This window comes from Tautonia sociabilis, assembly GCF_003977685.1.
Classification (GTDB): domain Bacteria; phylum Planctomycetota; class Planctomycetia; order Isosphaerales; family Isosphaeraceae; genus Tautonia; species Tautonia sociabilis.
This window is the reverse complement of sequence record NZ_RYZH01000077.1, coordinates 1-23,890: the sequence shown is the minus strand read 5'-3', so window position 1 is coordinate 23,890 and position 23,890 is coordinate 1. Positions and strand designations below refer to the sequence as shown.

General features: G+C 70.4%; 15 protein-coding genes. 9 read left to right on the top strand and 6 right to left on the bottom strand.

The window, feature by feature from the left end; genetic code table 11:
* Both TsocGM_RS24010 and TsocGM_RS24005 read right to left on the bottom strand, forming a co-directional pair.
* Window positions 1–424 (bottom strand): c-type cytochrome domain-containing protein (locus TsocGM_RS24010; RefSeq protein ID WP_315850376.1); only part of this gene is annotated, 424 nt, incomplete at its 3' end.
* 387 nt (window positions 425–811) lie between these two features.
* Entirely contained in the window at window positions 812–2,326 is a 1,515-nt protein-coding gene (locus tag TsocGM_RS24005; RefSeq protein WP_126728009.1) for a glycosyltransferase, read from the bottom strand.
* Between the two features lie 233 nt (window positions 2,327–2,559).
* Between TsocGM_RS24005 and TsocGM_RS24000 the strand changes: the two genes are divergently transcribed.
* Window positions 2,560–2,916, top strand: a complete 357-nt coding sequence (locus tag TsocGM_RS24000; RefSeq protein WP_126728008.1) for a hypothetical protein — start codon at window positions 2,560–2,562, stop codon at window positions 2,914–2,916.
* A 55-nt stretch (window positions 2,917–2,971) separates the two neighbouring features.
* On the opposite strand, the gene TsocGM_RS23995 is transcribed toward TsocGM_RS24000, so the two are convergent.
* Complete coding sequence (locus TsocGM_RS23995; RefSeq protein WP_126728007.1) at window positions 2,972–4,297, bottom strand: hypothetical protein; 1,326 nt, start codon at window positions 4,295–4,297, stop codon at window positions 2,972–2,974.
* Window positions 4,298–4,303: 6 nt separating this feature from the next.
* On the bottom strand, window positions 4,304–6,646 hold the full coding sequence (locus tag TsocGM_RS23990) for a hypothetical protein (RefSeq protein ID WP_126728006.1): 2,343 nt from the start codon (window positions 6,644–6,646) through the stop codon (window positions 4,304–4,306).
* A 370-nt stretch (window positions 6,647–7,016) separates the two neighbouring features.
* Here TsocGM_RS23990 and TsocGM_RS23985 point away from each other — a divergent pair, with 370 nt between their 5' ends.
* Together TsocGM_RS23985 and TsocGM_RS23980 are read left to right on the top strand one after the other, a co-directional pair.
* Entirely contained in the window at window positions 7,017–7,649 is a 633-nt protein-coding gene (locus tag TsocGM_RS23985) for a hypothetical protein (protein ID WP_126728005.1), read from the top strand.
* 279 nt (window positions 7,650–7,928) lie between these two features.
* Window positions 7,929–8,327: a hypothetical protein gene (locus TsocGM_RS23980; protein ID WP_126728004.1), complete on the top strand. Its 399-nt coding sequence runs from the start codon at window positions 7,929–7,931 to the stop codon at window positions 8,325–8,327.
* Between the two features lie 154 nt (window positions 8,328–8,481).
* On the opposite strand, the gene TsocGM_RS23975 is transcribed toward TsocGM_RS23980, so the two are convergent.
* Window positions 8,482–9,918 (bottom strand): neutral/alkaline non-lysosomal ceramidase N-terminal domain-containing protein, encoded by a 1,437-nt coding sequence (locus TsocGM_RS23975; RefSeq protein ID WP_126728003.1) that lies wholly within the window; start codon window positions 9,916–9,918, stop codon window positions 8,482–8,484.
* A gap of 61 nt (window positions 9,919–9,979) precedes the next feature.
* Window positions 9,980–11,083, bottom strand: coding sequence for an NAD-dependent epimerase/dehydratase family protein (locus tag TsocGM_RS23970; protein WP_126728002.1), 1,104 nt, complete (start codon window positions 11,081–11,083; stop codon window positions 9,980–9,982).
* Between the two features lie 287 nt (window positions 11,084–11,370).
* On the opposite strand from TsocGM_RS23970, the gene TsocGM_RS23965 reads away from it, so the two are divergent.
* The 6 genes from TsocGM_RS23965 to TsocGM_RS23940 all read left to right on the top strand — a co-directional run bounded on the left by TsocGM_RS23965 (window position 11,371) and on the right by TsocGM_RS23940 (window position 23,249).
* Complete coding sequence (locus TsocGM_RS23965; protein ID WP_126728001.1) at window positions 11,371–13,491, top strand: efflux RND transporter periplasmic adaptor subunit; 2,121 nt, start codon at window positions 11,371–11,373, stop codon at window positions 13,489–13,491.
* A gap of 90 nt (window positions 13,492–13,581) precedes the next feature.
* On the top strand, window positions 13,582–14,607 hold the full coding sequence (locus TsocGM_RS23960) for an efflux RND transporter periplasmic adaptor subunit (protein ID WP_126728000.1): 1,026 nt from the start codon (window positions 13,582–13,584) through the stop codon (window positions 14,605–14,607).
* A 253-nt stretch (window positions 14,608–14,860) separates the two neighbouring features.
* Window positions 14,861–17,086: a site-2 protease family protein gene (locus TsocGM_RS23955; RefSeq protein ID WP_126727999.1), complete on the top strand. Its 2,226-nt coding sequence runs from the start codon at window positions 14,861–14,863 to the stop codon at window positions 17,084–17,086.
* Between the two features lie 635 nt (window positions 17,087–17,721).
* Window positions 17,722–19,953, top strand: coding sequence for an ABC transporter ATP-binding protein (locus tag TsocGM_RS23950; RefSeq protein WP_126727998.1), 2,232 nt, complete (start codon window positions 17,722–17,724; stop codon window positions 19,951–19,953).
* Window positions 19,954–20,258: 305 nt separating this feature from the next.
* Window positions 20,259–21,881 (top strand): DUF1549 and DUF1553 domain-containing protein, encoded by a 1,623-nt coding sequence (locus tag TsocGM_RS23945; protein ID WP_126727997.1) that lies wholly within the window; start codon window positions 20,259–20,261, stop codon window positions 21,879–21,881.
* A gap of 87 nt (window positions 21,882–21,968) precedes the next feature.
* A complete protein-coding gene (locus TsocGM_RS23940) occupies window positions 21,969–23,249 on the top strand; it encodes a DUF1501 domain-containing protein (RefSeq protein WP_199756893.1) in 1,281 nt (426 codons plus the stop codon).
* Window positions 23,250–23,890 lie beyond the last annotated feature (641 nt).

Below are 23,890 nucleotides of genomic sequence, written 5' to 3'. Positions count from 1 at the left end.
TCGGCGGGATGAACGACCAGTGCGGCTCGTACTCGGCCCCGGCGGCGATCCAGCGGCGGAGGGTGGCCTTCTGCTCGGCGGTCAGGGACTTGTGCGAGGAGGGCGGAGGCATGACCTCCAGCTCGTCCTCGGACTCGACGCGGTAGATCAGCTCGCTGGCGTCGGGGTCGCCGGGGACGATGGTGGCGTAGCCGCCGCGGTCGGCTAGGGCGTCGTCGCGGTGGTCGAGGCGGAGGTCGGCCTTGCGGGCGGCGCTGTCGGGCCCGTGACAGGCGAAGCAGTTCTCCGAGAGAATCGGCCGGATGTCCCGGTTGTATCGGGGAGGCTCGTCGGCCGGGGCCGTCGCGGGGGCTTCCGCCAGAGCCAGCAGGCCGAGCAGGCCGATGCGGGCTCGGAACCGGATCCGGGTGCGGCGGTTACTCATGCGGGTGCTCCGTCAATCCGGGGCCACGGGGTGCCGGTCGGGTCGGTCGGTCGGGGGGGGGATGCGTCCGCGCGAGGCCGTCTCTCGTCGGGGCCCGGCGGCCGATCAACGAGGGGGAGCCCTTCCCGATGATGGTTGATCGGGGGCGGGGGGAGGCGTCGGCGGGGTCGTCTCGCACGGGGGCCGGCAGGTGGCGGCAGGCGTGGGCATCGGGCGAGCGCCCGCGGCGTCCGCGGGGCTCGCCCTACGTCCTCGACACTACATGCCGACAGGGCTCCCTCGCAAGGAGATTTCTCTTGTGAGAACCCGCCAGGAGCCCGAGGCCGGGAGCGGGCCCCTCGTGCTGCCGGGGGCCCGGGGCGGTCGGCCGGCGGGCGCCGATCGGGTTCAGGCCGACCAGGAGAGGGTCCGGTGGTGGGCGGACTCGGGGAGCTGCCCCAGCGCCTCGATCAGGGCGGAGGCGGCGGCCTCGCGGGAGGCGAGGGACTTCATGCGGCGACGGCCGGCGTCGGCCATGCGTCGGTAGCGCTCCGGGTCGCGCTCGGCGACTCGGGCGGCCTCGAGCAGGTGGTCGTGCAGCTGCTGCCAGTTGAGGCGGTGCCAGGAGGTCTCGAAGCGGGGATCGGGGTCGTGGGGGATGTAGGTCGGCTCCGGATCGCTGCGGACGACAAAGGCGACCTGGTCGTCGATGTAATCCTCCAGCGCCGAGTGTCGGGGGGCGACGGCCGGCCGGCCGGCGGCGAGCGACTCTTGCAGCGGCAGGCAGGCCCCCTCGGCCTTGCTCGTGTTCAGGTAGTAGGTGGTGGCTCGGCTGAGGGAGGCGAGGTCGGCGTCGCTGAGGTAGTCGGTGATGGCGACGACCCGGCAGCGGTGGCGGATGTTCATGCGATCGTACCGGGTGCGCAGCTCCTTCAGCTCGAAGTACTCGCGGTCGGGGTTGGTGGCGAGCTTCAGGACGAGGGTGACGTCGGGGCGGTCCTGGAAGGCGAGCAAAACGGCGCTGAGCAGGTCGTCGATGTTCTTCCGGCGGTCGCCGAGGTTGAAGATGCTGGTGAAGACGAGGCCGCCGAGTGTCAGCCTCGCCAGCGGGGGGCGGAGGATCCGCGTGGCGACGGTACGGCGCATCAGGCGGTTCTTGGCCTGGAAGAGGGCCTCGGCGGCCTCCTCGCTGAGGTACCGCATGACGTTCCGCTTGTAGAACGCCCGGCCTCGGAGGTAGGCCCGGCCGGCGAGGCGCTGCCAGGAGGGGCGGTCGGGGTCGTCGGCGGCCGGGAGGCGGGGGGGATCGGCCGCTCCCGGCCCCGGCCCCGCCCCCGGCTCCTCGGGACCGCCGAGGACGACGTGGCGGCAGTCGAGCTCGAAGGTCCAGCGGGGGTCCCAGTCCGGGACGGAAAAGGCGGAATCGGGCAAGGGGACGGGGACGACGGCGATGGGGGGGCGGAGCCCCTCTCGGCGGAAGGTGGCGGCGGTGAAGCGGCAGGCGGTGAGGATGAGGTCGGCGCGGTCGAGGATCCGCTTCCAGTTCTGCCGGGTGTCGAGCCCCATGTCCCGGTCCGGGAGCGAGGGGAACTCCCAGAAGGGGAAGGCGACGGTGGGCACGTCGGGGGTCAGGTAGGCGTTGTGCGGGGGGTGGAGGCAGAGGTGGATCGGCGTCAGCCCCTGCTCTCGGGCTCGGGCGGCGCGGTAGGACAGGCTGCTCTCGGGCCGCTCGACGACCTGCCAGGGGCCGAGGCGGTCGAGCAGGGGGGCGAGGGCCTTGAGGACGAAGGCGTAGGAGTAGTCAGCGTTGCCCATGTTCCGCCGGATGTCCCGGGCGCCGGCGGTGGTGCTGACCAGGACGCAGTACGACCCCGGCCGGGGGGCGGGGCGGATCGCCGTGGTCGGGCTCGGGGCTGCGATCATCCGGCCGCTCCTGCTTGCTCGGCTCTGTTGCTCGGCCCTCCCCTCCGGCCCGTTCCCTCGGGCCGACAGGTGGGGGGTGGCGCTTGTCGCGCTGGAGGATACCCGGGGGCCGATCCCCGTCAATGGGCGATGCGATGGGCAGGGACGCCCGGCTCCCTTCGCGCCCCGGCCCGGGGCGCCTACAATCGATCCGCTCGCGAGTTCCTCGGACCCAAAGCGATACGGAGCGACCCGTGTCCACCAGCTACGACCTTGCGCCGAACCAGGCGGCGCCCTCCCGGGCTGTTGTGCCCAAGAACCCGTCGTATCCCGAGCGGGTGCACGTCGCCGAACGCCCCCGGCTGGAGGGGATCCTCCGAGACTGGGAGGCCCGGATCGCCGAGGCGAAGCGGAAGCTCGACGTGCTCGGCCCGTCGGCCGACCGGCCGAAGTTCGAGCGCCTGTACGCCCAGATGCTCGGCGCCCGAGACCAGATCGCCGAGGCCGTCCGCCGGATGCCGATGGAGGTCGGCGACCTCTACGAGGAGGACGAGCACCGGCTGCACGAGGCCGTCGCCGCGCTGGAGCGCCTGTTCAAGGCGTGGGGATGACCGACCGGCCGGCCCCCTCCTCAAAAGCGGAGGGGGCCGGAGCCGGGCGATCGGCTCACTTCGAGTCGACCGGGCGCTTGGAGAAGACCTCGAAGACGTCTCCGATGACCTGATCGGCCAGGCGGTCGAGGGCCTCGTAGATGAGGGGCTCGGCCTCGGGGGCCAGCGGGGACATGCCGGGCTCGTAGCCGCCGACGGCGTAGGAGGCGGCGGTGGCGATGTAGCCGACGTGGCCGTTGGCGTAGCCGACGACGATCGGCACGGCGCGGTCGGCGATGAGGCGCTCCAGGTTGAAGCCGTACTCGACCATCGGCTCGCCGGGCATGGTCAGCAGCAGGAAGGGCCCGACCTTCAGGGCCATCAGCTCCCCGGAGACGGGGCCGTCCTTGCCGGGCAGTTCGACCACCTCGCGGGCGACCCGGATGCGGTAGTAGGTCGGCCGCTCGCGGAGGTGCTCCCGGACGACGCTCGAGGCCAGCGCCCGGACGACGGCGCCGCCGAGGTCTCGGCCCGCCCACTGGATGTCCGCCTCGTCGGCGCAGCGGTAGGGGTGGCCGGGGAGGTTGGGGCGGATGTCGCCGGCGCAGCCCTGGAGAAAAAGGGCCGTGGTGGCGCCGCCGTAGGTCATCTCGACGAAGCGGCGGGCCTCGCCGGGGAAGTCGGCGCTCATCTTCGGGTAGCCGTCGGGGTAGGGCGGGGTGCCGTCGTCTCCCCAGGTGAAGAAGCAAGGGTGGCAGACGGCCTGCATCAGCACGGCGACCGGGGTGAGCGAGGAGCCGTCGTCAAACCGGAGAACCTTGACGCGGGGGTCGTTCGGCCCCTCGGGGTTGAGCCGGACGACGGCCTGGCCGTTGATGACCTTGCGGCGGTTGATGCTGAAGGAGATGCGGTCCTCGGCGTAGCCGATCGACACCGGCCGAAGGGCCGAGGAGGCCTCGGCGGCGGCGGCGCGGAGCTTCCCTTCGACCTCCTTGGCCCAGGGAGACTCGGGGTCGTATCCCGGGCCGGAGTGGTTGTGCGAGACGGCGACCAGGATGTGATCCTGGGGCACGCCGGCCTCCTCGGAGACGGCCCGCCGGGCCGCCGAGACGAGGGCGGGCCAGGCGGAGGCCAGGTCGAAGGTGACGATCGCGGCCCGGGTCTGGCCGTCGTCGAGCACCAGCACCTCGGCCCGGATCGGGTCGCGGACGCCGGTGACGTGCCGGGGGTGGCCGACGACGTCCAAGCCCCCCTCGGGCAGCTCGGGGGTGATCTCGGCTCGGGCCGCCCCGGCGTTCAGGTTGGATTGGACCGGGAACTGGCCGTCCTCGGCCTGGGCCTCCGGAGCGGCGAGCAGGGCGGCAAGCAGCGCGACACGCCGGGCGAAGCGGGGACACGTCATGCCGGGTTACTCCGAATCGGTGCGGCCTCGGGGCCAGTCGAGATGGCGGGCGAGGAAGTCGAAGGTGGCCTCGCCCCGGATCAGGTGCCCGCCGTTGAAGAAGGTGATCTCGGCGCGGTCGCCGATGCCCAGCGTATCGTACAGGCGGCGGACCTTGGCGAACTCGTAGGCGACCCACTCGTCCGGCGCGACGCCGTCGGAGTGGCCGCGCTCGACCATGAACGGTCGGGGGGCGATCAGCCCGGCCATCTCGGCGTAGTTGTAGCCGGAGGCAAGGTCCCACTCGTACATGTCGTACTCAATGGTGAACAGGTAGCTGTAGCGTCGGGTCAGGTTCGTGCACTTGACGACCCACTCGTTGAAGTCGGCCGAGCAGATCGACAGGCAATAGCCGTCGACCAGGGCCGGAACCCGCATCGCCGTCTTGCCCCCGTAGGAGAGGCCATAGAAGGCGATCCGGCCGGGGTCGACATTCGGCAGCGTCTTCAGCCAATCGAGCGTCCGCTCGTGTTGCCGGACGATGATCGAGAAGAGAGACATCTTCAGCGGGTGCGCCTTCCGCTGGAGCTGCCGGAACCGATCGCCGCCGATGTACGGGTTCTGGGGAGCGTAGACGATGTACCCCCGGTCGGCCAGCGCCGAGCCGTAGGAGTTGTACGGCGACTCGACGCCGGGAGTCACGACCGGGTCCGGCGTTCCCTCCAGGCCGTGCTGGCAGACGACCACCGGGCGCCGCTCTCCCTCGGCCAGGTCCTTCGGCAGCAGCAGGATGCCCGAGGCGACCACGTCGGGCAGGACCGGGATCTCGACGGCGAAGCCCTCGAAGTTTGGCTCGTCGAGCACGCGGATCGACCGGGGTTCTAGCGGCTCGGAGGCGGGCGGGATCTGCCCGATGACCTCGGTGCGGAAGAGCTCGCGATAGGGCGGGGAGGAGGAGGCCCAAGACTCGGGGGAGGAGGAGTCGGCCTTCGACCAGAACTCGGATCGGCGGAGTTCCGAGGTGCGGATCAAGGCCTGGGTATGCTCCTGGAGGGCCCGGACCCAGCGGCCCTGGCGGGCGACGGGGTCGGGCAGGGGGGAGCGCTCGTCCCAGGCCGACTGGGGATCGGCCGGGGGGGCGGGAGCGTCGGGGCCGAGCAGGTCGCGGAGGAACTCGAGCCGGGCCGAGTCCGCCGCGTTCAGGGACGCGTCGCCGCTGACCGGCCCGATCGCGAAGGACCGTCCGGCAAGGCCGTCGGTCAGGGCGAGCAGGCGGTCGAACTCGGCAGCCGCCCCGTCCGGATCCCGGGGCTCCAGCCTCCCGGAAGCGGCCTGAGACCGGCCCTCGACCGGCGGGGGAGGGCCCCCGACGGCCGGCCCGGCGCAGGGCTCGACGAGGAGCGATCGGGGGGGGACGAGGCTGGCGATCTCGGCGTCGCCGAACTCGTCGAGCAGGCCCCAGACGTCCCGGTCGATCGGCTCCTGCCAGAGGCCTTCTCGCCTCCCGAAGTAGCCGGCGACCCAGGAGGCGTCGATCCTCGGGTCCAGCGCCGCCGCGTACAGGGCGATCAGGCCCCCTTCGCCGTGGCCGACCACGCCGATCGGCCGCTCCTGCCCGTCTCCGGCCGAGAACCAGTCGACGGCGGCGCGGACGGCGTCGACCTCGTAGCCGATCGGGTGGCGGCCCGTCTCGAACGCCTGTCGCCAGATCCACTCGCGGTGGGTCAGGTTGGTCATCGCCACGCCGGGGGTGCCGGAGAAGGTGGTGGAGCGGTCGAGCAAGACCGGCACGACGACCCGGCAGCCCGCCTCGGCCAGCAGTCGGGAGAGCTGGGACCGGGGCGGCAGCCCTTCGGCCAGGCCGGAGAACACCTCGGGGAGCACGTCGCAGTCGGCCAGGGCCACGACGTCGGCGATCGGCTCGCCGAAGGGCTCGAGCAGCAGGCCCTCGGCCTGGACGTCGGGATACACGTCCCAGCGCACCGCCAGGACCCGGAAGCCCTCAGCCCGGGCCAGCTCGGCCGGGGCCTCGGTCGAGCCGGCCAGGTGCATGACGACCGGGGAGACGCGGGGATCGACCGCGCCGACGATCCGCTCCAGCCGGCGCCGGTTCGGCTCGACGGATCGGGCGTAGGCTTCGGGGGAGGAGGTGTCGCGCTGCCAGTGCCGAGGGCGCCGGCAGAGGGAGGCGGCCGTCTCCCGTTCGAGGAAGCGGTGCAGGCCCTCGACCATGGCCGAGGCGGCGTCGTCGGTCGAGCCGCGGTCGTGCCAGGGGGCGGTGCCAGGCAGCGACTGGGACGAGGCCGGGCGCCCGGGAGGGCCGAGGGCCAGCAGGGCGGCGGCGAGGGCGACGGCGGCGGGGCGGGTCATCGGCGATCCTCCTCGGGGCGGGTCGATCTCGCTTGGATATCCCGGCGGCCCGGCCGACTCAAGGGGTCGGTCCCCAGCGGACGGCCCGCCCGGCTCGTCCCGCTCCTGAGCTCGGGACACCCGCCGGGCAAAAAAAAGGCCGCATGCCGCAACTCGAACCGATCGAATTGGTTCGATCCCCGATCCTCGTCGGATCCGGGACAGGAGACGGTCGAGCCGCTTGCAAAACCGTTCCAATCGTTGTAGGTAGTAAAGGAGCGACGCCTGGAATAACTGGTTCATCTAGGAGAGATGGGGCGTTCAGGCGGTTCGCGAGCACAGGGATGGTGAGCCGATCCCGTTCCCTCCTGGAGCCAAGACGATGCATCGGATGTGGAGTCGAGCCCTCGTGCTCTCGGCCGTCGCGGTTGCCCTCGGTGCGGCGCCGGCCGCCCGAGCGTGCCACCGCTGCGGCAAGCCGGCCGCCCCGTGCGTGCCGATGGTGCCGCAGACGATCACGACGTACTGCACGGTGACCGAGACGGTTATCGACCAGGTGCCGGTCACGGTGATGAAGACGCGGTTCCGGACCGAGTACGTCGAGGTTCAGGTGCCGGTCACGCGCTGCGAGGTCGAGGAGATTCCGGTCACGAAGCTGGTGACCCGGATGCACAAGGTTACGGAGTACGTGCCGGCGAGGGTCAAGCACTGCGGCCACGGCTGCGGGTCGACCTGCTCGTACCAGATGGTGCCGGTCACGCGCTGCGTCCCCGAGAAGGTGCCGGTGACGACGTACATCAAGCGTCCTCGGCCGGTGACCGAGATGGTGACGCGGCTGAAGCCGGTTCGGGTGCCGGAGCAGGTGCCGGTGACGATCACCAAGTGCGTGCCCCGGAAGGTGGTTCGCCAGGTGCCGGTGACCAAGACGGTGATGGTGCCGGCGGTCTACGCTCCGGCCGCCGTCGCCGCCGCCCCGACCCCGCAGGCCACGCCGACGGCCCAGACGGCCGCGCCGCAGGGCTGAGCTGAGCCGGCGATCGCTGAGCCTCCCCGACGGAGGGGGCCTTGAGATCCACTGCCCGGGCCCGGCGATCCACACAGGGTCGTCGGGCCCGGCTCGTTCTCGCTCGTTCCAGCTCGTTCCAGCTGGTCCCGGCTGGTTTCCGGGGCGAGGGAGCGGGCTTGCGGCCGGGTCGGGCAGGCGGGACAATCTCGTTCGAGTCGGGGAGCGAGGTCATCGCGGCCCGGTCGGCGCCTGGATCGGATCGATTCGAATCGAATGAGGATGTGAGAGGGACGCGCCATGGCCCAGTGCCAGACCAATCCGGAAGGCCGGTGCACGATGGAGCCGCCGTGCCCGCCCGGCGAGTGCTACCTGGGCTCGGTGCTGATGAAGGAGCACGCCGCCGTCGCCGCCTCGGTCGAGGAGAGCCCCGGGGTCGCCCGGTTCCTGGCCGGGGTGTCGCTCCCCTACGTCCGGGAGCCGATCATCGAGGGGGAGGAGTGGGAGCGGACCCGCCTGGCGTTGCTCAACGCCGTGCTCGACACGCTCGTCCCCGGCGCCCGGCTGGTCGTCGAGGCCGACGAGGAGACGGGGGAGCCGAAGCGGGTTTACCTGGGCAAGGGCCGGGCCTTCCCGAGGCCCCGGGACCTGCCGGGGACTCTGAGGCAACTGGCCGATTGCCTCGACGGCGGGAAGTGAGCCGGAATTGTTGGCTGGCTGGCTGGCCCTGGCCCTGACCCTGGCCGGGGCCGCCGATCGGGCCGATCGGGCGGAGCCTCCGATCGCTCGGCCCGTTCCCGGGGGATTGGACCCGGTGCCGGAGAGCGCCCCGAGGGCCCGAGGCGCGGGTGGGTCAGCGGCCCGGGGCGCGTTCGACGGCCAGCCGGAGCGCCTCCATCAGGATCGGGGCGGTCTGGGGGCCGACGGAGTTGACCTCGCCATACAGGGGGCGGTCCCTTCCGTAGGTGAAGGGAGGAGCCTGGTCCCACTGGCGTCGGGGGATGATGTAGCCGACCTCGTCGGCGGCCAGGCCGAGGATGAGGCTCGGGCCGTCGGGGAGCAGGGAGAGGACGTCGGGCTCGAGGGGGGCGTCGGGGAAGTCGGCGGCGGGGTCGGCGGGGTCCTGGAACCGGCCGGAGACGAGCTCGGGGTAGAGCTCTCCGGGGATGGCGGCGACGTGCAGCGCGCCGAGGCGGAGATAGGAAACCTCGGTGAGCACGGCCAGCGGGCCAAGGATGTTCCGCCTCCCGAGACTGGCGCCGGGGGCGAACGGGTCGCCGGTCCAGCGGTAGCCGACGCGGTCGAGCACGCCGGCGACCCGGGCGAGGCGATAGAGCGGGTTCTCCAGCGGCAGGGCGGCCTCGACCCGGGAGACGGCGATCGGGGTCAGCGCGATCGGCTCCTCCCCGGCCAGGGCGAGGTCGGCCAGGTCGGCGACGGCCTCGCCGTAGGCCTTGGCGAAGTCGAACTCGCCTTCGCGGTAGGAGGTGCCGTCGGGGCGCTGGAGCCGGGTCTCGGGGGCCGACATCAGGCCGCCGATGGCCCCGGTGAAGTAGGCCACGTCGCACCCGTGCCGCTGTTCCAGGGCTCGGACGGTGGCGAAGGGGAAGTCGGCCGTGACGAGGGTGTTGCGGCTGCCGAGATTCTCCGGGTGGCAGTTCCACTGGACGAGCAGGCCAATCGGCGCTCCTCCCCCGGGGGGGGCGAAGCGAAGGACGCGGAGGACGCCGTCCTTGACGACCGGCGGCCGGCTGTCGGCCAGCAGCGTCTCGTCCTCGGCGGTGCCGTAGGAAGCCTCGGCGGGGGTGAGGGCGGCCTCGGCGGCGAGGACGGAGGAGACGATCCCGTCTTCGACCTGCTTGAGGTAGTCCGTGTCGACCCCCGAGACGGTCGGGCCGGGGCCCCAGAGGCCGATGACGTCGGGCCCTTCGTGGTTGTGCGTGGAGCAGACGAGCACGAGGTCGAACCGCTCCAGCCGGGCTCGGACGGCCTGGGTCAACTCGAGCTGGACGCCGATCAGGTCGACCGAGACGAGGGCGACCGCACGATCGCCGTCGTCGAGGACGACGGCCCGGGACCAGAGGGGGTCGTGCACTCCGGTCGCCTGGCGGCCCTGTCCGAAGCCGGCGAGGAAGACGGGGTGGTTCGGGTCGCCGACCTCGGGGGTGATGTCGGCCTTGCCGAACCCGACGCGAAGCCCCTCGGCTCGGGCCGGGCCGCCGAGAAGGAGGAGCGTGGCCGCGAGGCCGACGAGCCTCGCGAGGGCTTGGACCGGCGATCGTCTGGTCATCTGGCGTCCTCCAGGATGATCGTCGAAGGGAGAGGAGGTGGTTGGAGTCGAGGAGGCCGGGTCAGTTCGATCCGTCCCGGGAGCGGTGGTCGGAGGCCGCCGGGATCGGCGCGAGGGGACCGGGGGGAGCCTCGCGGTCAAGGAACCAGCGGACGGTGCGTCCGATGCTCTCGGCGTTGTCCAGGGCGGGCGTCCAGCCGAGGCGGGTCCGGGCCTTCTCGGTGCTGTACCAGATGCGACGGGCCATCAGCCAGGTGGCGTACCGGGTGATGATCGGGGCCTTCGGCCAGCGGAGGAGGCGGGCATAGGCCTCGATGACCAGGGCGCCGGCGAAGACGATCGGGTAGAAATAGGGCAAGCGGCGATACCAGCGCGGGCGGGGGGCGCCGGCGGCCTCGGCGAAATAGCGGAGGAACTCGCGCTGGGTCATCGGCCCCTGGTCGGTGACGTTGTACGCCTCGCCGACGGAGCCGGGGTCCTCGGCGGCCAGGATGGCGGCGTCGGCGACGTTGCCGGCGTAGACGGCGCTGAGCGGGTTGTCTCCCTTGCCGATGACGGGGATGCCGGCCCCTCGCATCCGGGAGATGAGGCGGGCGGTGGTTGTCCGGTCGCGCTCGCCGTAGAGCCAGCTCGGGCGGATGACCGTCAGCGGCAGGCCCTCCTGGCGGGCGAGGCGCCAGAGGATGCGCTCGGATTCGACCTTGCTGATTGTGTAGTAATCCCAAGGCCACCAGACGCCGACGCCGAGCGGGTGGTCCTCGGTGATCGGTCGGCCGGTCCGGGGCGGGTGGCCGTAGGCGCTGGTCGAGCTGATGTGGACGAAGCGGTCGACGCCGGCGGCGAGGGCGGCGCGGGCGAGGGCTTCGGTGGCGTCGAGGCAGGCGGACTGGAACTCGGACCAGCTTCCCCAGTCTCCCACCTTGGCGGCGGCGTGGTAAACGACGCGAGCCCCTCGGAGGGCCTCGGCGCAGGAGGAGGGGTCGGTCAGGTCGCCGGGGACCAGTTCGACGCCGATCGCTTCGAGGAAGGTCGTGTCGCTGGTCGGCCGGACCAGGGCGCGAACCGGCTCTCCCCGGGCGACGAGCCGCTCGGCGATGTGGCTGCCGAGCAGCCCGGTGGCGCCGGTGACGAGGCAGGGGCGGGGCGAGGCCGTCGTTCGATTCATCGGCGAAGGGGGCGAGGGGTGGCCGGGAGGAATCGGGGAGCATACCGCCGGAGCCTCGGGTCGGGCAAGGCGAACCGCAGGCTCGGGGCGTTGGGAAAAAGTTTCGGGAAGAGGTGCCGGGGCGGCGTCCCGTTGCTCGTAGCCGGGGTCCCGCGCGATGGCGCCGGAGGCCCCGGGGCGACGGCCCCCCAGCCGGAGACGACCGGGATCGGGACGGATGGATCACTGGACCAGTGCGCGGGTCGGCCGGACTTCGCGAGCGAACTCCTCACTTCGGGGCTGCCCTTATGGCCGAAGACACGACCAAGACCCAACAGCCGACGCAGCAGCAGCCGATCGATCCCGGCCTGCTCGAGCAGACCAAGAACCAGATCCGCACGCTGGTGGCCGAGATCGCGGATCTGGCCGAGTCGGACATCCAGCCGCCGGAGTTCTATCAGGAGTTCCTCAACCGGGCCGTGGCCGCGGTGGCCGCCTCGGGCGGCGCGCTGTGGATGCTGGATAACCGGGGGACCTTGAAGCTGCAAACGCAGCTGGAATTCCGCCTGACCGGCCTGCTCGACGGCCGGGTGCGGACCCAGCCGCACGACATGCTGCTCGGCACGATCTTCCAGGCCGCCCAGGCCCAGATCATCCCTCCCGGGGCGACGATCGAGGGGGTCCCCGGCGCCGGCAACCCGACGCCGTTCGCGCTGATCCTGGCCCCGCTGATCGTGGACAAGCAGGTCGTCGGCCTGGTCGAGATCCTGATGGATCCGACCCGCCGGGCGGCCACGCAGAAGAGCACCCTGCGGTTCGTCGGCGACCTCTGCGACCTGGCGTCGCAGTACCTGAAGAACCGCCAGATGCGACAGATGATGTCGCAGCAGAAGCTCTGGAACCAGCTTGAGGGGTTCACGCACGCGATCCACGCCTCGCTCGATCTGCAGGAGACGGCCTTTGCCGTCGTCAACGACGGCAAGCGGCTGATCGGCTGCGACCGCCTGAGCGTGGCGCTGAAGATCAGCGGCCGGACGATGATCGAGGCCGTCAGCGGCCAGGAGGTCGTCGAGCAGAAGTCCAACCTCGTCCGGGAGCTGACCCGCCTCTGCAAGCTCGTCATCAAGTCGGGCGAGGACCTTGTTTACACCGGGGACACCGAGGGCTTCCCCCCCGACATCCGGGACGCCCTGGAGATCTACGTCGACGAGTCGGGCTCCAAGGCCGTCATCATCACCCTGCTGCACAAGCCCGAGGAGCCGACCAAGGACGGCAAGGTCCCCGAGCGCGTCCCCTTCGGCTGCCTGGTGGCCGAGCAGATCGGCGACGAGCTGGTGGTGACCGACGTGCACGCTCGCAGCGAGGTCGTCGCTCGGCATGCGTCGACGGCGCTGTACAACGCCCAGGAGCACCACCGGATCTTCCTCCGCCCGGTGCTCAAGGCGCTGGGCTCCCCCTGGCGGTTCTTCCGCGGGAGGACGCTGGCGAAGATCGCGGCCGTGCTGGTGGCGATTGGCACGATCATCGGCGTGATGGCCTTCGTCCCCTGGCGGCTGACGATCGAGGGCAAGGGCTCGATCCTTCCCGAGGAGCGGCGGAACACCTACGCCCCGTTCCCCTCCCGGGTGGCCGAGGTGCACGTGGAGCACGGCGACCTCGTCCGCGCCGGCGACCCGCTGGTGACGCTCTACAGCGAGGAGCTGCTCAAGCAGCTCGAGCAGCTGCAGGCCGACCGCGCCTACTACGGCAGCCAGGTGACGACCCTGGAACGGCGGATCAACAACACGACCGACTTCAACGAACGCCCCGTGCTGGCCGGCCAGCAGGAAGAGGCCCGGATCCGGTACGAGAGCGCCACCGAGCAGATCGAGATCATCCGGGAGCAGCTGGAGCAACTGAAGGTGGTGGCCCCGCACGACGGCATGGTCGTGACCTGGGAGGTGCGCAAGAACCTCTTGGGCCGCCCAGTCGAGGTGGGCCAGGAGCTGGTCTCGGTCGCCGCGACGACCGGCGAGTGGGTGCTGGAGGTGCACGTCCCCGACGACGACATGGCGCCGATCCTCGCGGCCGAGGCCCGGCTCAAGGAGCGGATCGCCGCCGGCGAGGCCGACCCGGGCGAGACGCTCACCGCCTACTTCGTGCTGGCGACCGACCCGGAGCATCGCTACCTGGGCCACGTCCGCCGGATCGCCTCGAGGGCGGAGACGGTCGAGGGAGAGCACGTCAACAAGCTGACCATCGGCTTTAGCGACGAGGTCCGCGATCAGATCATCGCCCGCAGCCAGAACAGCCAGCGCGGCCTGAGAGCCGGCGCCGAGGTGCGGGCCCGCGTCGAGTGCGGCGAGGCCCGGCTGGCCTACGTCGTCTTCCGGGACGTGATCAACGCCTTCCACGAGACCGTCCTGTTCCGCTGGCCGTTCCTGAACTAACCCCGTTCTCCCGGCCGGAAACGGGCGGCACCCAGCACCCCTTCCCCCAGCTTTCAGGCCCATCGGGCACCTCCAGCGGAGTCTCGAACGATGACCAAGACCACCCTGACGACCCTGACCGCCGCTCTGCTGGCGGCGCTGCTCCCCGCGTCGGGCGTCGGCTCGGCCCGGGCCCAGCAGGCGTCGGCCGCTCCGCCGGGCACGCAGGTGCAGACGCTGGTCGTGTCCGGCAACATCGAGTGGATCGAGCGGGCCGCCCTGGCGGCGAAGCGCGAGGGGATCCTGGCGCACATCGAGAAGAGCATCGGCGCCGAGATCAAGAAGGGGGACCTGATCGCCTACCTCGACGCCACCATGGCCGAGCTCGCCCGGCAGAAGGCCGAGATGATGGCCAAGGACCAGTCGGCCCTGAACATGGCGCAGGCCGAGCGGGAGGTCGCCCTCTCGAACATGGCCCGGGCCGAGCGGCTGTTCCGGGGGCCGGTGCCCGACGTCATCTCCCGAGAGGAATACGAGCTGAAGCAGGCTCAGTTGAAGGTGGCCGACGCCCGCGTGAAGGAGGAATCGGCCAAGCTCGAGCAGGCCGCCCAGGAGCTGAAGATGGCCGAGGAGGCGGTGCTGGAGCACAACATCCTCGCGCCGTTCGACGGCGAGGTGCTTGAGCAGGTCAAGTACCCCGGCGAGGCCGTGCAGGCGATGGAGCCGATCGTCCAGGTCGCCCGCACCGACCGCGTCCGCTTCTACGGCTACGTGCCGCTGGAGGCGGTCTACCAGCTTCGCAAGGGGATGGTGGTCGACGTGCAGCCGGTGGTCGAGGGGGCCCAGGTCCCCATCGAGTCGAAGCGGTTCCGGGGCAAGATCGTCTACATCGGCCCCGAGCTCGCCCCCGCCCGGGGCCGCGCCGAGGTGCTGGTGAAGGCCGACATCGTCAACAACGTCGACAAGGACCTGCGGGTCGGCCACAAGGCCAACATGACGGTCTACCTGACCGAGGACCCGAACCTCGTGCCCGCTCCGCCCGAGGACATGCTCCAGCTTCCCCCCGAGCCGGCCCCCGAGCCCCCCGTGCTCGGCCGCCTCGCCCCGGCGCCGGCGGCGCCGGCCGCCCCCCGCTGAGGCCGGGGGGTGATGGCGGCGCTGCGATGGCCGGAGACGATCGGACGCCCGCCGTTGGACGAGTCGGGGAGCATCGGGGTGGCTCGGGACCGCGTCGACCCGAATGCTTCCCAAACGCCCGCCGCCGGCGTCATCCCGGGCGGAGGGCCGAGGTTGAGCCATCGGCCGGGCCCGGCGACCGGCCCCGCCCGGACCTTGAAGACTCGAACCCGCTCGAATCGAACCGCGATCGACCCGAGAAGGGCCGCCCCCGATGCTGAGAGACCCGTCCCAGAACGCCTCGGTGCCCGCCGGCCAGGCGGCCGAGTACCTGACGGCCCGGCTCCGCCCCGATCTGGTCGTCCAGCCGGTGCCGTACGAGGGCGTGACCCACTACGTCGTCAAGGACCCGATCGCCCTGAAGTACTTCCGGTTCAAGGCCGAGGAGTACTTCCTCCTGCAGGAACTTGACGGCAAGAAGACGCTCCAGGACATCAAGCGCGCCTTCGAGAAGAAGTACCGGCCGCAGACGATCACCGTCGAAGACTTGCTGCGGTTCGTCGCCCAGCTCCACGAGGCGAGCCTGGTGCTCGTCGACACGCCGGACCAGGCCAAGGCGCTGGTCAAGCGGAGGAGGAAGAACCGCTGGAAGAAGATCATGCAGGGTGCGGCCAACATCCTGTACATCAAGATCCCGGTCATCGACCCGGAAAAGTTGCTGACCTGGATGTACCCCTTCTTCCGCTGGATCTTCACCCCGTATTTCGTCACGTTCAGCATTGGGTTGATGCTGGCGGCCCTGACGCTGATCTTCGCGCAGTGGGACACCTTCACCGCGAAGCTGCCCACCTTCGAGAGCTTCTTCAACTGGCGGACGCTGCCGTCGCTGTGGCTGTCGCTGGCGATCGTCAAGGTCATCCACGAGTTCGGCCACGGGCTGACGGCCAAGCACTACGGGTCGGAAGTCCACGAGATGGGCATCCTGTTCCTGGTGCTCACCCCCGCCTTGTACTGCGACGTGACCGACAGCTGGCTGCTGCCGAACAAGTGGAAGCGGATCTGGATCGCGGCGGCGGGGATCTACGTCGAGTGCTTCCTGGCGGCGATCGCCACCTTCGTCTGGTGGAACACGCAGCCAGGGCTGTTCAACAGCCTGATGCTCTCGACCATGTTCATCTGCTCGGTGAACACGATCCTCTTCAACGCCAACCCGCTGCTGCGTTACGACGGCTACTACGTCACCTCCGACTACCTGGAGATCCCCAACCTCCGGATCAAGTCGACCCAGTTCTTCGCCTACCTGTTCCAGGAGAAGGTGCTGGGGCTGGAGGTGCCGGTGCAGAGCTACATGCCCCGGTCCCGTCGGATGCTGTTTGTGACCTACGCGGTGGCGTCGTACCTCTACCGCTGGTTCATCACCTTCAGCATCATCTTCTTCCTCTACCACTTCCTGCCCGAGAAGCTTCGGGTCATCAGCGCCTTCCTCGCGCTGGGCGCCCTCGTGCCGTTGCTGTTCATGCCGCTGTGGCAGATCATCAAGTTCGTCCGCCAACCCGGGAGGATGCGGAAAGTGAAGAAGGTCCGAGCGGCGTTGTGCTTCGCCGCGGCGGCGGCGGTGATCGCCGGGATCCTGCTGATCCCCACGCCGCTGCGGGTCAAGGGGACGCTCGTGCTGACGCCGGCCAAGCCCGAGCGGATCTACGTCGAGGTGCCGGGGCGGCTGGTGTCGATCGACGTCCGGGACAACGAGCCGGTCCGGGGCCCCGGACCCGACGGCGAGCCGGGGACGGTGATCGCCCGGCTGAGCAACCTGGACCTGCTCCGCGAGGTCAACCAGCTCGACGCCGAGATCAAGGTCAACGAGGTCAAGGCGCGCGTCTACGGCCAGACCAGCGGCAGCGACCCGCTCAACCGGGCGCTGGAGGTCGAGACCGAGGACATGATCGTCAACGACCTGCAACCCAAGCTCGACGTGGCGATCGAGCAGCAGGGCAAGCTGATCCTCACCGCCGGCCGGGACGGCATCGTCATGGGGGTCCCCCACTCCGAGGTCACCGGCAAGTGGCTCCAGCCCGGCGAGCTGTTCTGCGAGATCGGCGACCCGACCAAGCTGGAGGCCCATCTGCTGATCGATCAGTCGGACGTCGACCTGATCAAGCAGGGGTCCGACGGCACCAAGCCCACCGCCTGGGTGAAGATCTACGGCAAGAGCCAGGAGACGATCGTCAGCCGGGTCGACGAGATCGCCCGCCGCAACCAGCGGGAGATCCCCCCGGAACTCTCCAACATGGCCGGCGGCGAGATTGCCACCAAGCCCGACGAGCAGACCGGCGGTGCCGTCCCGCTGACGACCGTCTACGAGGCGATCATCCCGATCGACAACGCCGACCTCACGCTCATGCCCGGCCAGCGCGGCATGGCCAAGATCGACGGCGGCACCGCCACCCTCGGCTGGTGGCTCTGGCGGGTCATCACCAAGACCTTCCGCTTCGTGCTCTGAGCCGGGCTCCGGTTCGGATCGCCTCGACGAGCCTCGGTCATCGTGACGCGGGGGAGGGAGTTGGCTCCCCTCCCCCGCGTTCGTGCGCGCTGGGGATCAGAGGGCCGGAGGACGACGGACCGTGGGTCGGCGGAGCGGGGAAGGTGCCCTGAGACGATCGGTCGCCGGGTTCCTGGTCCGGACCGGACTGGTCAGGGTGGGCCCCTCGATCGGGGAGGCTGCGTCCCGGACGATCCGACCCGGTCCGGTCCTCCGGCCCCTCTTGCCGGAACAGGCTCCCGAGATCGCGCCGCCGAGCGGGCTCCGGCCGGATCGCGCTCGTGAGCCGATGGGCGTATTCTCCTTCCGTTCTGAGGAGCCGTTTGCCCCTGGCCGCGGTTTTGGACGGATTGGTGGACTCGACGGATGTTCCGGACCTTTCGAAGGTCCGGGTCCCGATCCGACCTTGGATGCGCGACCCTGGCGGATCGGCACCTGTTCGGCAATGGGCCGCGACTCGGCTTGCCAGGATGCCCCGGCAATGGTACATCCGCCCGTAACCCTCGCCCCGGGCCGCCCGAGGTCGACCGCGCCTCGGACCGGCAGGGGTCGGCACGGATGCCTGGGGTCCCACGTCGTCGGTCCTGGCCTTCTCCATGAAGAATTTTTCCCGTCTCGTGCGGTATGCCTGGCCCTACCGGGGCCGGTTCGCCCTGTCGCTCGGCTGCGCGGTGATGGTGGCCCTGCTCTGGTTCACGGAGCTGGGGGCCGTCTTCCCGCTGCTGAAGATCCTCCTCGGGGGCGAGAACGTCCAGGGCTGGGTCGCCGACCAGACGGCCATGCACGCGACCGAGGCGGAGGCGCTGCGCGCCCGCCTGGACGAGCTGGAGGTGGTCCGCCGCGCCGGCCAGGCCGGCCCGCCGGAGCAGTACGTTGAGGCGGTGAAGGCGGGTTACAAGGACGCCTGGACCGCGTACTTCGACGAGGTGCCCGAGGAGTTCCGGTCCAGCTCCGTCGGCCTGAAGGCGCCGATCCCCCGGGAGCAACTGGAGCACTACCGGCGGTTCGAGCTGGCCTACCGCGTGGCCGAGGCCCGCTTCGACGAGCTGGGGGCCGCCTCCCGATTGCTGGAGCAGGGCGGGCCGTCGGCGCTCGACCGTCGGGAGCGGTCGTGGCGTCGCGACCTGGACTCGGCCCGGCGCTGGGAAGGCCGCTACCGGGCCGTCGCCCCCTGGGTCGACCGCTGGCTGCCGCGCGACAGCTTCCGGACGCTCACCGTGCTGCTCGGCCTGGTGATGGTCGGCGTGGCGGTCAAGGGGGTGTTCATGTTCGGCCAGGAGTACCTGGTGGCGAACATCATGCAACTGTCGATCTTCGACATCCGCAAGCGATTTTTCCGCCGCACCCTGGCCCTGGACCTGGGCAGCTTCAGCCAGCAGGGGTCGGCCGACCTGATGGCCCGATTCACCAGCGACCTGGATTCGGTGAGCCAGGGGTTGGTCGTTCTGCTGAGCAAGGTCGTCCGCGAGCCGCTCCGGATCATCGCCTGCCTGGGAGGCGCGCTCTGGCTGAACTGGCGCCTGACCCTGCTGGCGCTGGTGCTCGTGCCGGTCTCGGCGATGACGACCGTCCGCGTCGGCAAGATCATGAAGCGGGCGATCCGGCGGTCGCTGGAGAGCATGTCGAACATCTACAAGATCCTCCAGGAGACGTTCCAGGGGATCAAGCTGGTCAAGGCGTACACGATGGAGCGCCGGGAGCGCCGGCGGTTCTACCTGGAGTCGAAGGCGCTGTACAGGAAGCGCGTCCGGGTGGCGACGATCGAGGCGATGAGCGATCCGGTGCTGGAGATCCTGGCGCTGTCGACGGTGTCGATCGCGCTGCTCTCGGGGGCGTACCTGGTGCTGCGCAAGTCGGAGTTCCTGGTGCTGGGCCCGCTGAAGCTGCAGCTTGCCTCCGACCCGATGACGATCGAGCAGCTGCTGACGCTCTACGTGATGCTTGCCGGGATCTCGGACCCCTTGCGCAAGCTGTCGACCGTGCACTCGAAGATCCAGCGGGCGGCGGCGGCCTCCGACCGCATCTGCTCGCTGATGGACCGGGAGCCGAGGGTTGTCGACCGCCCGGCGGCGGTGCGGATGCCCCGGCACCGGAGGCAGATCGAGTTCGACGACGTGCACTTCTCCTACGACGATCGCTCCCCGGTGCTGCGCGGGCTGAGCCTGACGGTCCGGCACGGCGAGACGATCGCGCTGGTCGGCCCGAACGGGTGCGGCAAGTCGACACTGATGAACCTGCTCCCCCGGTTCTACGACGTGGAGCGGGGCGCCATCCGGATCGACGGCCTGGACATCCGGGAGGCGTCGATCCGGAGCCTGCGCTCTCAGATCGGCATGGTGATCCAGGAGACGATCCTCTTCGAGGACACGATCGCGGCCAACATCGCCTACGGCAGCCCGTTCGCGACGAGGGAGCAGGTGGAGGAGGCTGCCCGGCGGTCCTACGCCCACCAGTTCATCGTGGGCCTGCCGGAAGGGTACGAGACGATGATCGGCGAGCGCGGGGCGGGGCTCTCGGGAGGGCAGCGGCAGCGAATCGCGCTGGCCCGGGCGATGCTCCGGGATCCGGCGATCCTGATTCTCGACGAGGCGACCAGCGCCGTCGATATCCAGGACGAGGCACTGATCCGCAAGGCGATCGAGGAGTTCTCCCGAGGTCGGACGACCTTCCTGATCACGCACAACCTCGGCTCGTTGCAGTTCGCCGACCGGATCGTGCTGATGAACGAGGGGAAGATCGAGGCCGTCGGCACCGAGTCGGAGCTGAGCCGGAGCTCGGCCCTGTTCCGTCGGCTCATCGAGCTGCAATACCGCCGCGCGAGCGCGTGAATTCCCGGCCGGGACCGTCGGGGAGGCTCGGCGAGCCGACAGGCGGGCCCCCGGCCGACCGCCGCCGTGCTCCCATACTTGATTGGAAGGCTGGTCACGGGGCGGGGGTTTGCGCGTAAGATAAATAAGGGGGCGTCCTGCCCCCGGCCGAAACTCGTCTCGACCCGCGGAGTCCCCAGGCCTGGACCGCCGGCAAACCGGCCGGCGAGCGGGGTCGCGCGAGCGCGTTCCGAACGTGAAGACCGCACCGATCGCTGGAGGGTACGCCTCGCCGCCGGGAGAGGTCGGGCGGAGGAGATCGCATCATGACGACGAGCCGCTGGGAGCGAACGACGGGCCGGTCGGCCGCCTTGGTGCTGGCCCTGGTCGGGGCCGCGACGGCCGCGGCGGCCGACGACGCCGGGCCCGGCACGGGGTCGGAGGAGCCGCCGGCGTACATCGACCGGCTGATTCGGGAGGGCTGGGAATCGGCCGGCGTCTCGCCGTCGCCGAGGGCGCCCGACGGCGAGTTCCTCCGGCGCGCCTCCCTCGACCTGCTCGGCCGCATCCCGTCACTCGGCGAGGCGACCGCGTTTCTCGAGAGCAAGGACCCCGACAAGCGGGCCAAGCTGATCGACTACCTGCTCAACCACCCCGACTACGCCCGGCACTTCGGCAACCTCTGGTCGGTGACGCTCATCGGCCGGGGAGATCAGGGGAACGCGGTCAACCGGCCGGCGCTGCGTGCCTGGCTCCGGACGCAGTTCGCCGCCAACACGCCCTGGGACCAGATCGCCCGGGAGCTGATCACCGCCACCGGCCCGAACACCCCCGAGAACGGCGCCACGAATTTCGCGTTGGCGCATCTGGAGTTCGACGCCGTCCCGCTGACGTCGATCACCACCCGCGTCTTCCTCGGCCAGCAGATCCAGTGCACCCAGTGCCACGACCACCCGTCGAACGACTGGAAGCAGGCCGATTTCTGGGGCATCAACGCCTTCTTCCGGGGCGTCCGCTCCCGGCAGGTTCGGCGCGTCGGCGCCGGCGGGGCCGAGGAGACGGCGTATTTCGAGCTGTACGACGACCCGACCGACGCCTTCGTCTCCTACGATCGCCGGGATGGCACGATCAAGGGGACCTTCCCGACCTACCTCGACGGCCGGAAGATCAGCCAGGGGACCGACGTGAACCGCCGCCTGGAGCTGGGGCGGTTCATCACCGAGCCGACCAACAGCCAGTTCGCCGCAGCGTTCGTCAACCGGATCTGGGGCCTGCTGATGGGCCGGGGGATCGTCCACCCGATCGACGACTTCGGCGACCACAACCCGCCCAGCCACCCGGAGCTGCTCGACCGCCTGGCGGCCGACTTCCGCGACTCGGGGTTCGACGTCAAGCAGCTCATCCGCTGGATCACCGCCAGCGAGGCGTACCACCTTTCCAGCGTCCGCACCCGGTCCAACGAGCGGGACGAGACGTACTTCAGCCACATGACGCTGAAGCCGATGACGCCCGAGCAGCTGTTCGAGTCGCTGCTCACCGCCACCCAGGCCCACCAGGCCGGCGGCGGCGGGGACTCCGACGCCCGTCGCGACCGCTGGCTCCGCCAGTTCGTCTTCACCTTCGGCAACGACGAGGTGAGCGAGGGGACCAGCTTCCAGGGCACCATCCCCCAGGCCCTGATGATGATGAACGGCGACCTGATCACCGAGGCCACCAGCTGCAAGCCCGGCAGCTTCCTCCGAGAGCTGCTCGACGAGGCCCGGCGCCGGGGAGCCTCGGCCGAGTTCGTCGTCGACCGCCTGTACCTGGCGGCCCTCTGCCGTCCCCCCAGCGCCAAGGAATCGTCCGCCGCCCTGGCGATGCTCCGGCAGGGGCCGGATCCGGTGAGCGTCATGGAGGACATCTTCTGGGCGCTGCTCAATTCGAATGAGTTTGTCCTCAATCATTGATCGTGGGGCGTCCCGGGCCCGCCGGGCGAGCACCCCGTCCCGAACCACCCCGATCCCAACCGCCCGGCCGAGGGGAGGACCCGACCGATGTTCGATCGCCTGATGACCCCGCGCGGCATGTCGCGCCGGCACTTCCTCGGCCACCTGGCGGCGACCTCCATGGCGCCGGCGGCGGCCACCTTCCTCGGCTCGCTGCGGGCCCACGCCCAGGAGCTGCGCCGGAACCAGAAGCACTGCATCCTGCTCTGGATGGGCGGCGGACCGAGCCAGCTGGACACCTGGGACCTGAAGCCCGAGAGCCCGCGCAACGGCGGCGAGTTCCGGCCGATCGACACCAGCGTCCCCGGGGTGAAGATCAGCGAGCACCTGCCGACCGTCGCCCGGCAGATGCACCACCTGAGCATCGTCCGGTCGCTGAGCACCAGTGAGGGGAACCACGACCGCGGCACCTACCTGATGCACACCGGCTACCAGCCGAACCCGACGGTGGTGCACCCGAGCTTCGGCTCGATCTGCTCGTTCGAGCTGGGCCCGAAGCTCGGCTCCGACTTCCCGCTGCCGCACTTCGTCTCGATCAACCGGCCAGGAGAGTCGGCCGGCTTCCTCGGCATGTCTCACGCCCCGTTCGTGGTGAACAACCCGAACGGACAGATCGAGAATCTCCGCCCCTCGGTGGGTGGCGCCCGGCTGAACCGCCGCGTGCAGCTGCTCGGACTGGTCGAGGACCGGTTCATCTCCCAGAACCGGGGGGCTGCCGCCCAGGGACACGCCGACGTCTACGGCAAGACCCTGAAGATGATGAACTCGTCGTACACCCGCGCCTTCGACCTCAGCGACGAGCCGCCCACCGTCCGCGATGCCTACGGCCGCAGCGGATTCGGCGCCGGCTGCCTGATGGCCCGCCGCTTGGTCCAGGCGGGCGTCACCTTCGTCGAAGTCGGCCTCGGCGGCTGGGACAACCACGACGACATCTTCCGTGTCCTCCGCGAGCAGCGCCTGCCCGAACTGGACCAGGGCCTGGGCGCGCTGGTGGCCGACCTCGCCCGGCTCGGCCTGCTGGACGACACGCTGATCGTCTGGATGGGCGAGTTCGGCCGCACCCCGCGGATCAACCAGAACGGCGGCCGCGACCACTGGCCGAGGAGCTGGTCGGTCGTCCTGGGAGGGGCCGGCATCAAGGGGGGCCAGGTCGTCGGCGCCACCGACCCGGACGGCATCGACGTGGTCGACCGCCAGGTCGGCGTCATGGACCTGATCGCCACCATGTGCTCGGCGCTGGGGATCAACGTCGACACCGAGTACACCACGCCGCTGGGCCGCCCCATGAAGGTTGTCGACGGCGGCTCCCCGATCTCGGAGCTGATCTGATCGGATCCGACCTGATCTGATCTGATCTGATCTGATCCGATCCGATCTGATCTGATCTGATCCGACCCCGGCTGGCCGCCGATCCCTCCGGAATCGGCGGCCAACCGGGGAGTGTCGCTTTCTCCGCCCGGACGGACAAATAATTGTGTTCTCTGTTCATGATGTTTTGTGTTCTTTCTTGCTGATCATTTGAGTGCCGGGGAGGCCCGGATCGCCCCGGCCCCGATCTCACCGGTCCAAGGCGTCGCCAGCGAAGAATCCCGGGGAGAGGGGGGCGGCGGTTCCACCGCCGACATCCCGAGCCCGAGCCGCGCCCCCCGCTTGGCGACCGGGACGACGCTGGAGGAGGAGATCGCCCGGCGGCTCATCGCCCGGCCCGTTCGGATTGAGGAAGCGAGGGCGGAGGAGGGTCGGCCGATTCCGCCTTCCCGAGCCTGTCCGGCGGTCGATCGGGTCTCCTGAGAACTGGTTTCGGGATCGATTGGGCAGAGGAGCCGGGGCTCACCGGCCGTCGCCCGGCGTCCACTGAAGCACGATCGGCCGATCGGCCTCGGTCTGGCCCCGGAAGTGGCGGGGGACGCCGGGGAGCAGGGGGGCGAGGAGGTCGACGGGGGGGCCGGGGTCGGCGGTGGGGGGGGCGG

Coding starts and splice junctions, on each gene's coding strand:
- TsocGM_RS24005 (WP_126728009.1), bottom strand. CDS start 2,326: ATGATCGCAGCCCCGAGCCCGACCACGGCGATCCGCCCCGCCCCCCGG.
- TsocGM_RS23995 (WP_126728007.1), bottom strand. CDS start 4,297: ATGACGTGTCCCCGCTTCGCCCGGCGTGTCGCGCTGCTTGCCGCCCTG.
- TsocGM_RS23990 (WP_126728006.1), bottom strand. CDS start 6,646: ATGACCCGCCCCGCCGCCGTCGCCCTCGCCGCCGCCCTGCTGGCCCTC.
- TsocGM_RS23985 (WP_126728005.1), top strand. CDS start 7,017: ATGTGGAGTCGAGCCCTCGTGCTCTCGGCCGTCGCGGTTGCCCTCGGT.
- TsocGM_RS23980 (WP_126728004.1), top strand. CDS start 7,929: ATGGCCCAGTGCCAGACCAATCCGGAAGGCCGGTGCACGATGGAGCCG.
- TsocGM_RS23975 (WP_126728003.1), bottom strand. CDS start 9,918: ATGACCAGACGATCGCCGGTCCAAGCCCTCGCGAGGCTCGTCGGCCTC.
- TsocGM_RS23970 (WP_126728002.1), bottom strand. CDS start 11,083: ATGAATCGAACGACGGCCTCGCCCCGCCCCTGCCTCGTCACCGGCGCC.
- TsocGM_RS23965 (WP_126728001.1), top strand. CDS start 11,371: ATGGCCGAAGACACGACCAAGACCCAACAGCCGACGCAGCAGCAGCCG.
- TsocGM_RS23960 (WP_126728000.1), top strand. CDS start 13,582: ATGACCAAGACCACCCTGACGACCCTGACCGCCGCTCTGCTGGCGGCG.
- TsocGM_RS23955 (WP_126727999.1), top strand. CDS start 14,861: ATGCTGAGAGACCCGTCCCAGAACGCCTCGGTGCCCGCCGGCCAGGCG.
- TsocGM_RS23950 (WP_126727998.1), top strand. CDS start 17,722: ATGAAGAATTTTTCCCGTCTCGTGCGGTATGCCTGGCCCTACCGGGGC.
- TsocGM_RS23945 (WP_126727997.1), top strand. CDS start 20,259: ATGACGACGAGCCGCTGGGAGCGAACGACGGGCCGGTCGGCCGCCTTG.
- TsocGM_RS23940 (WP_199756893.1), top strand. CDS start 21,969: ATGTTCGATCGCCTGATGACCCCGCGCGGCATGTCGCGCCGGCACTTC.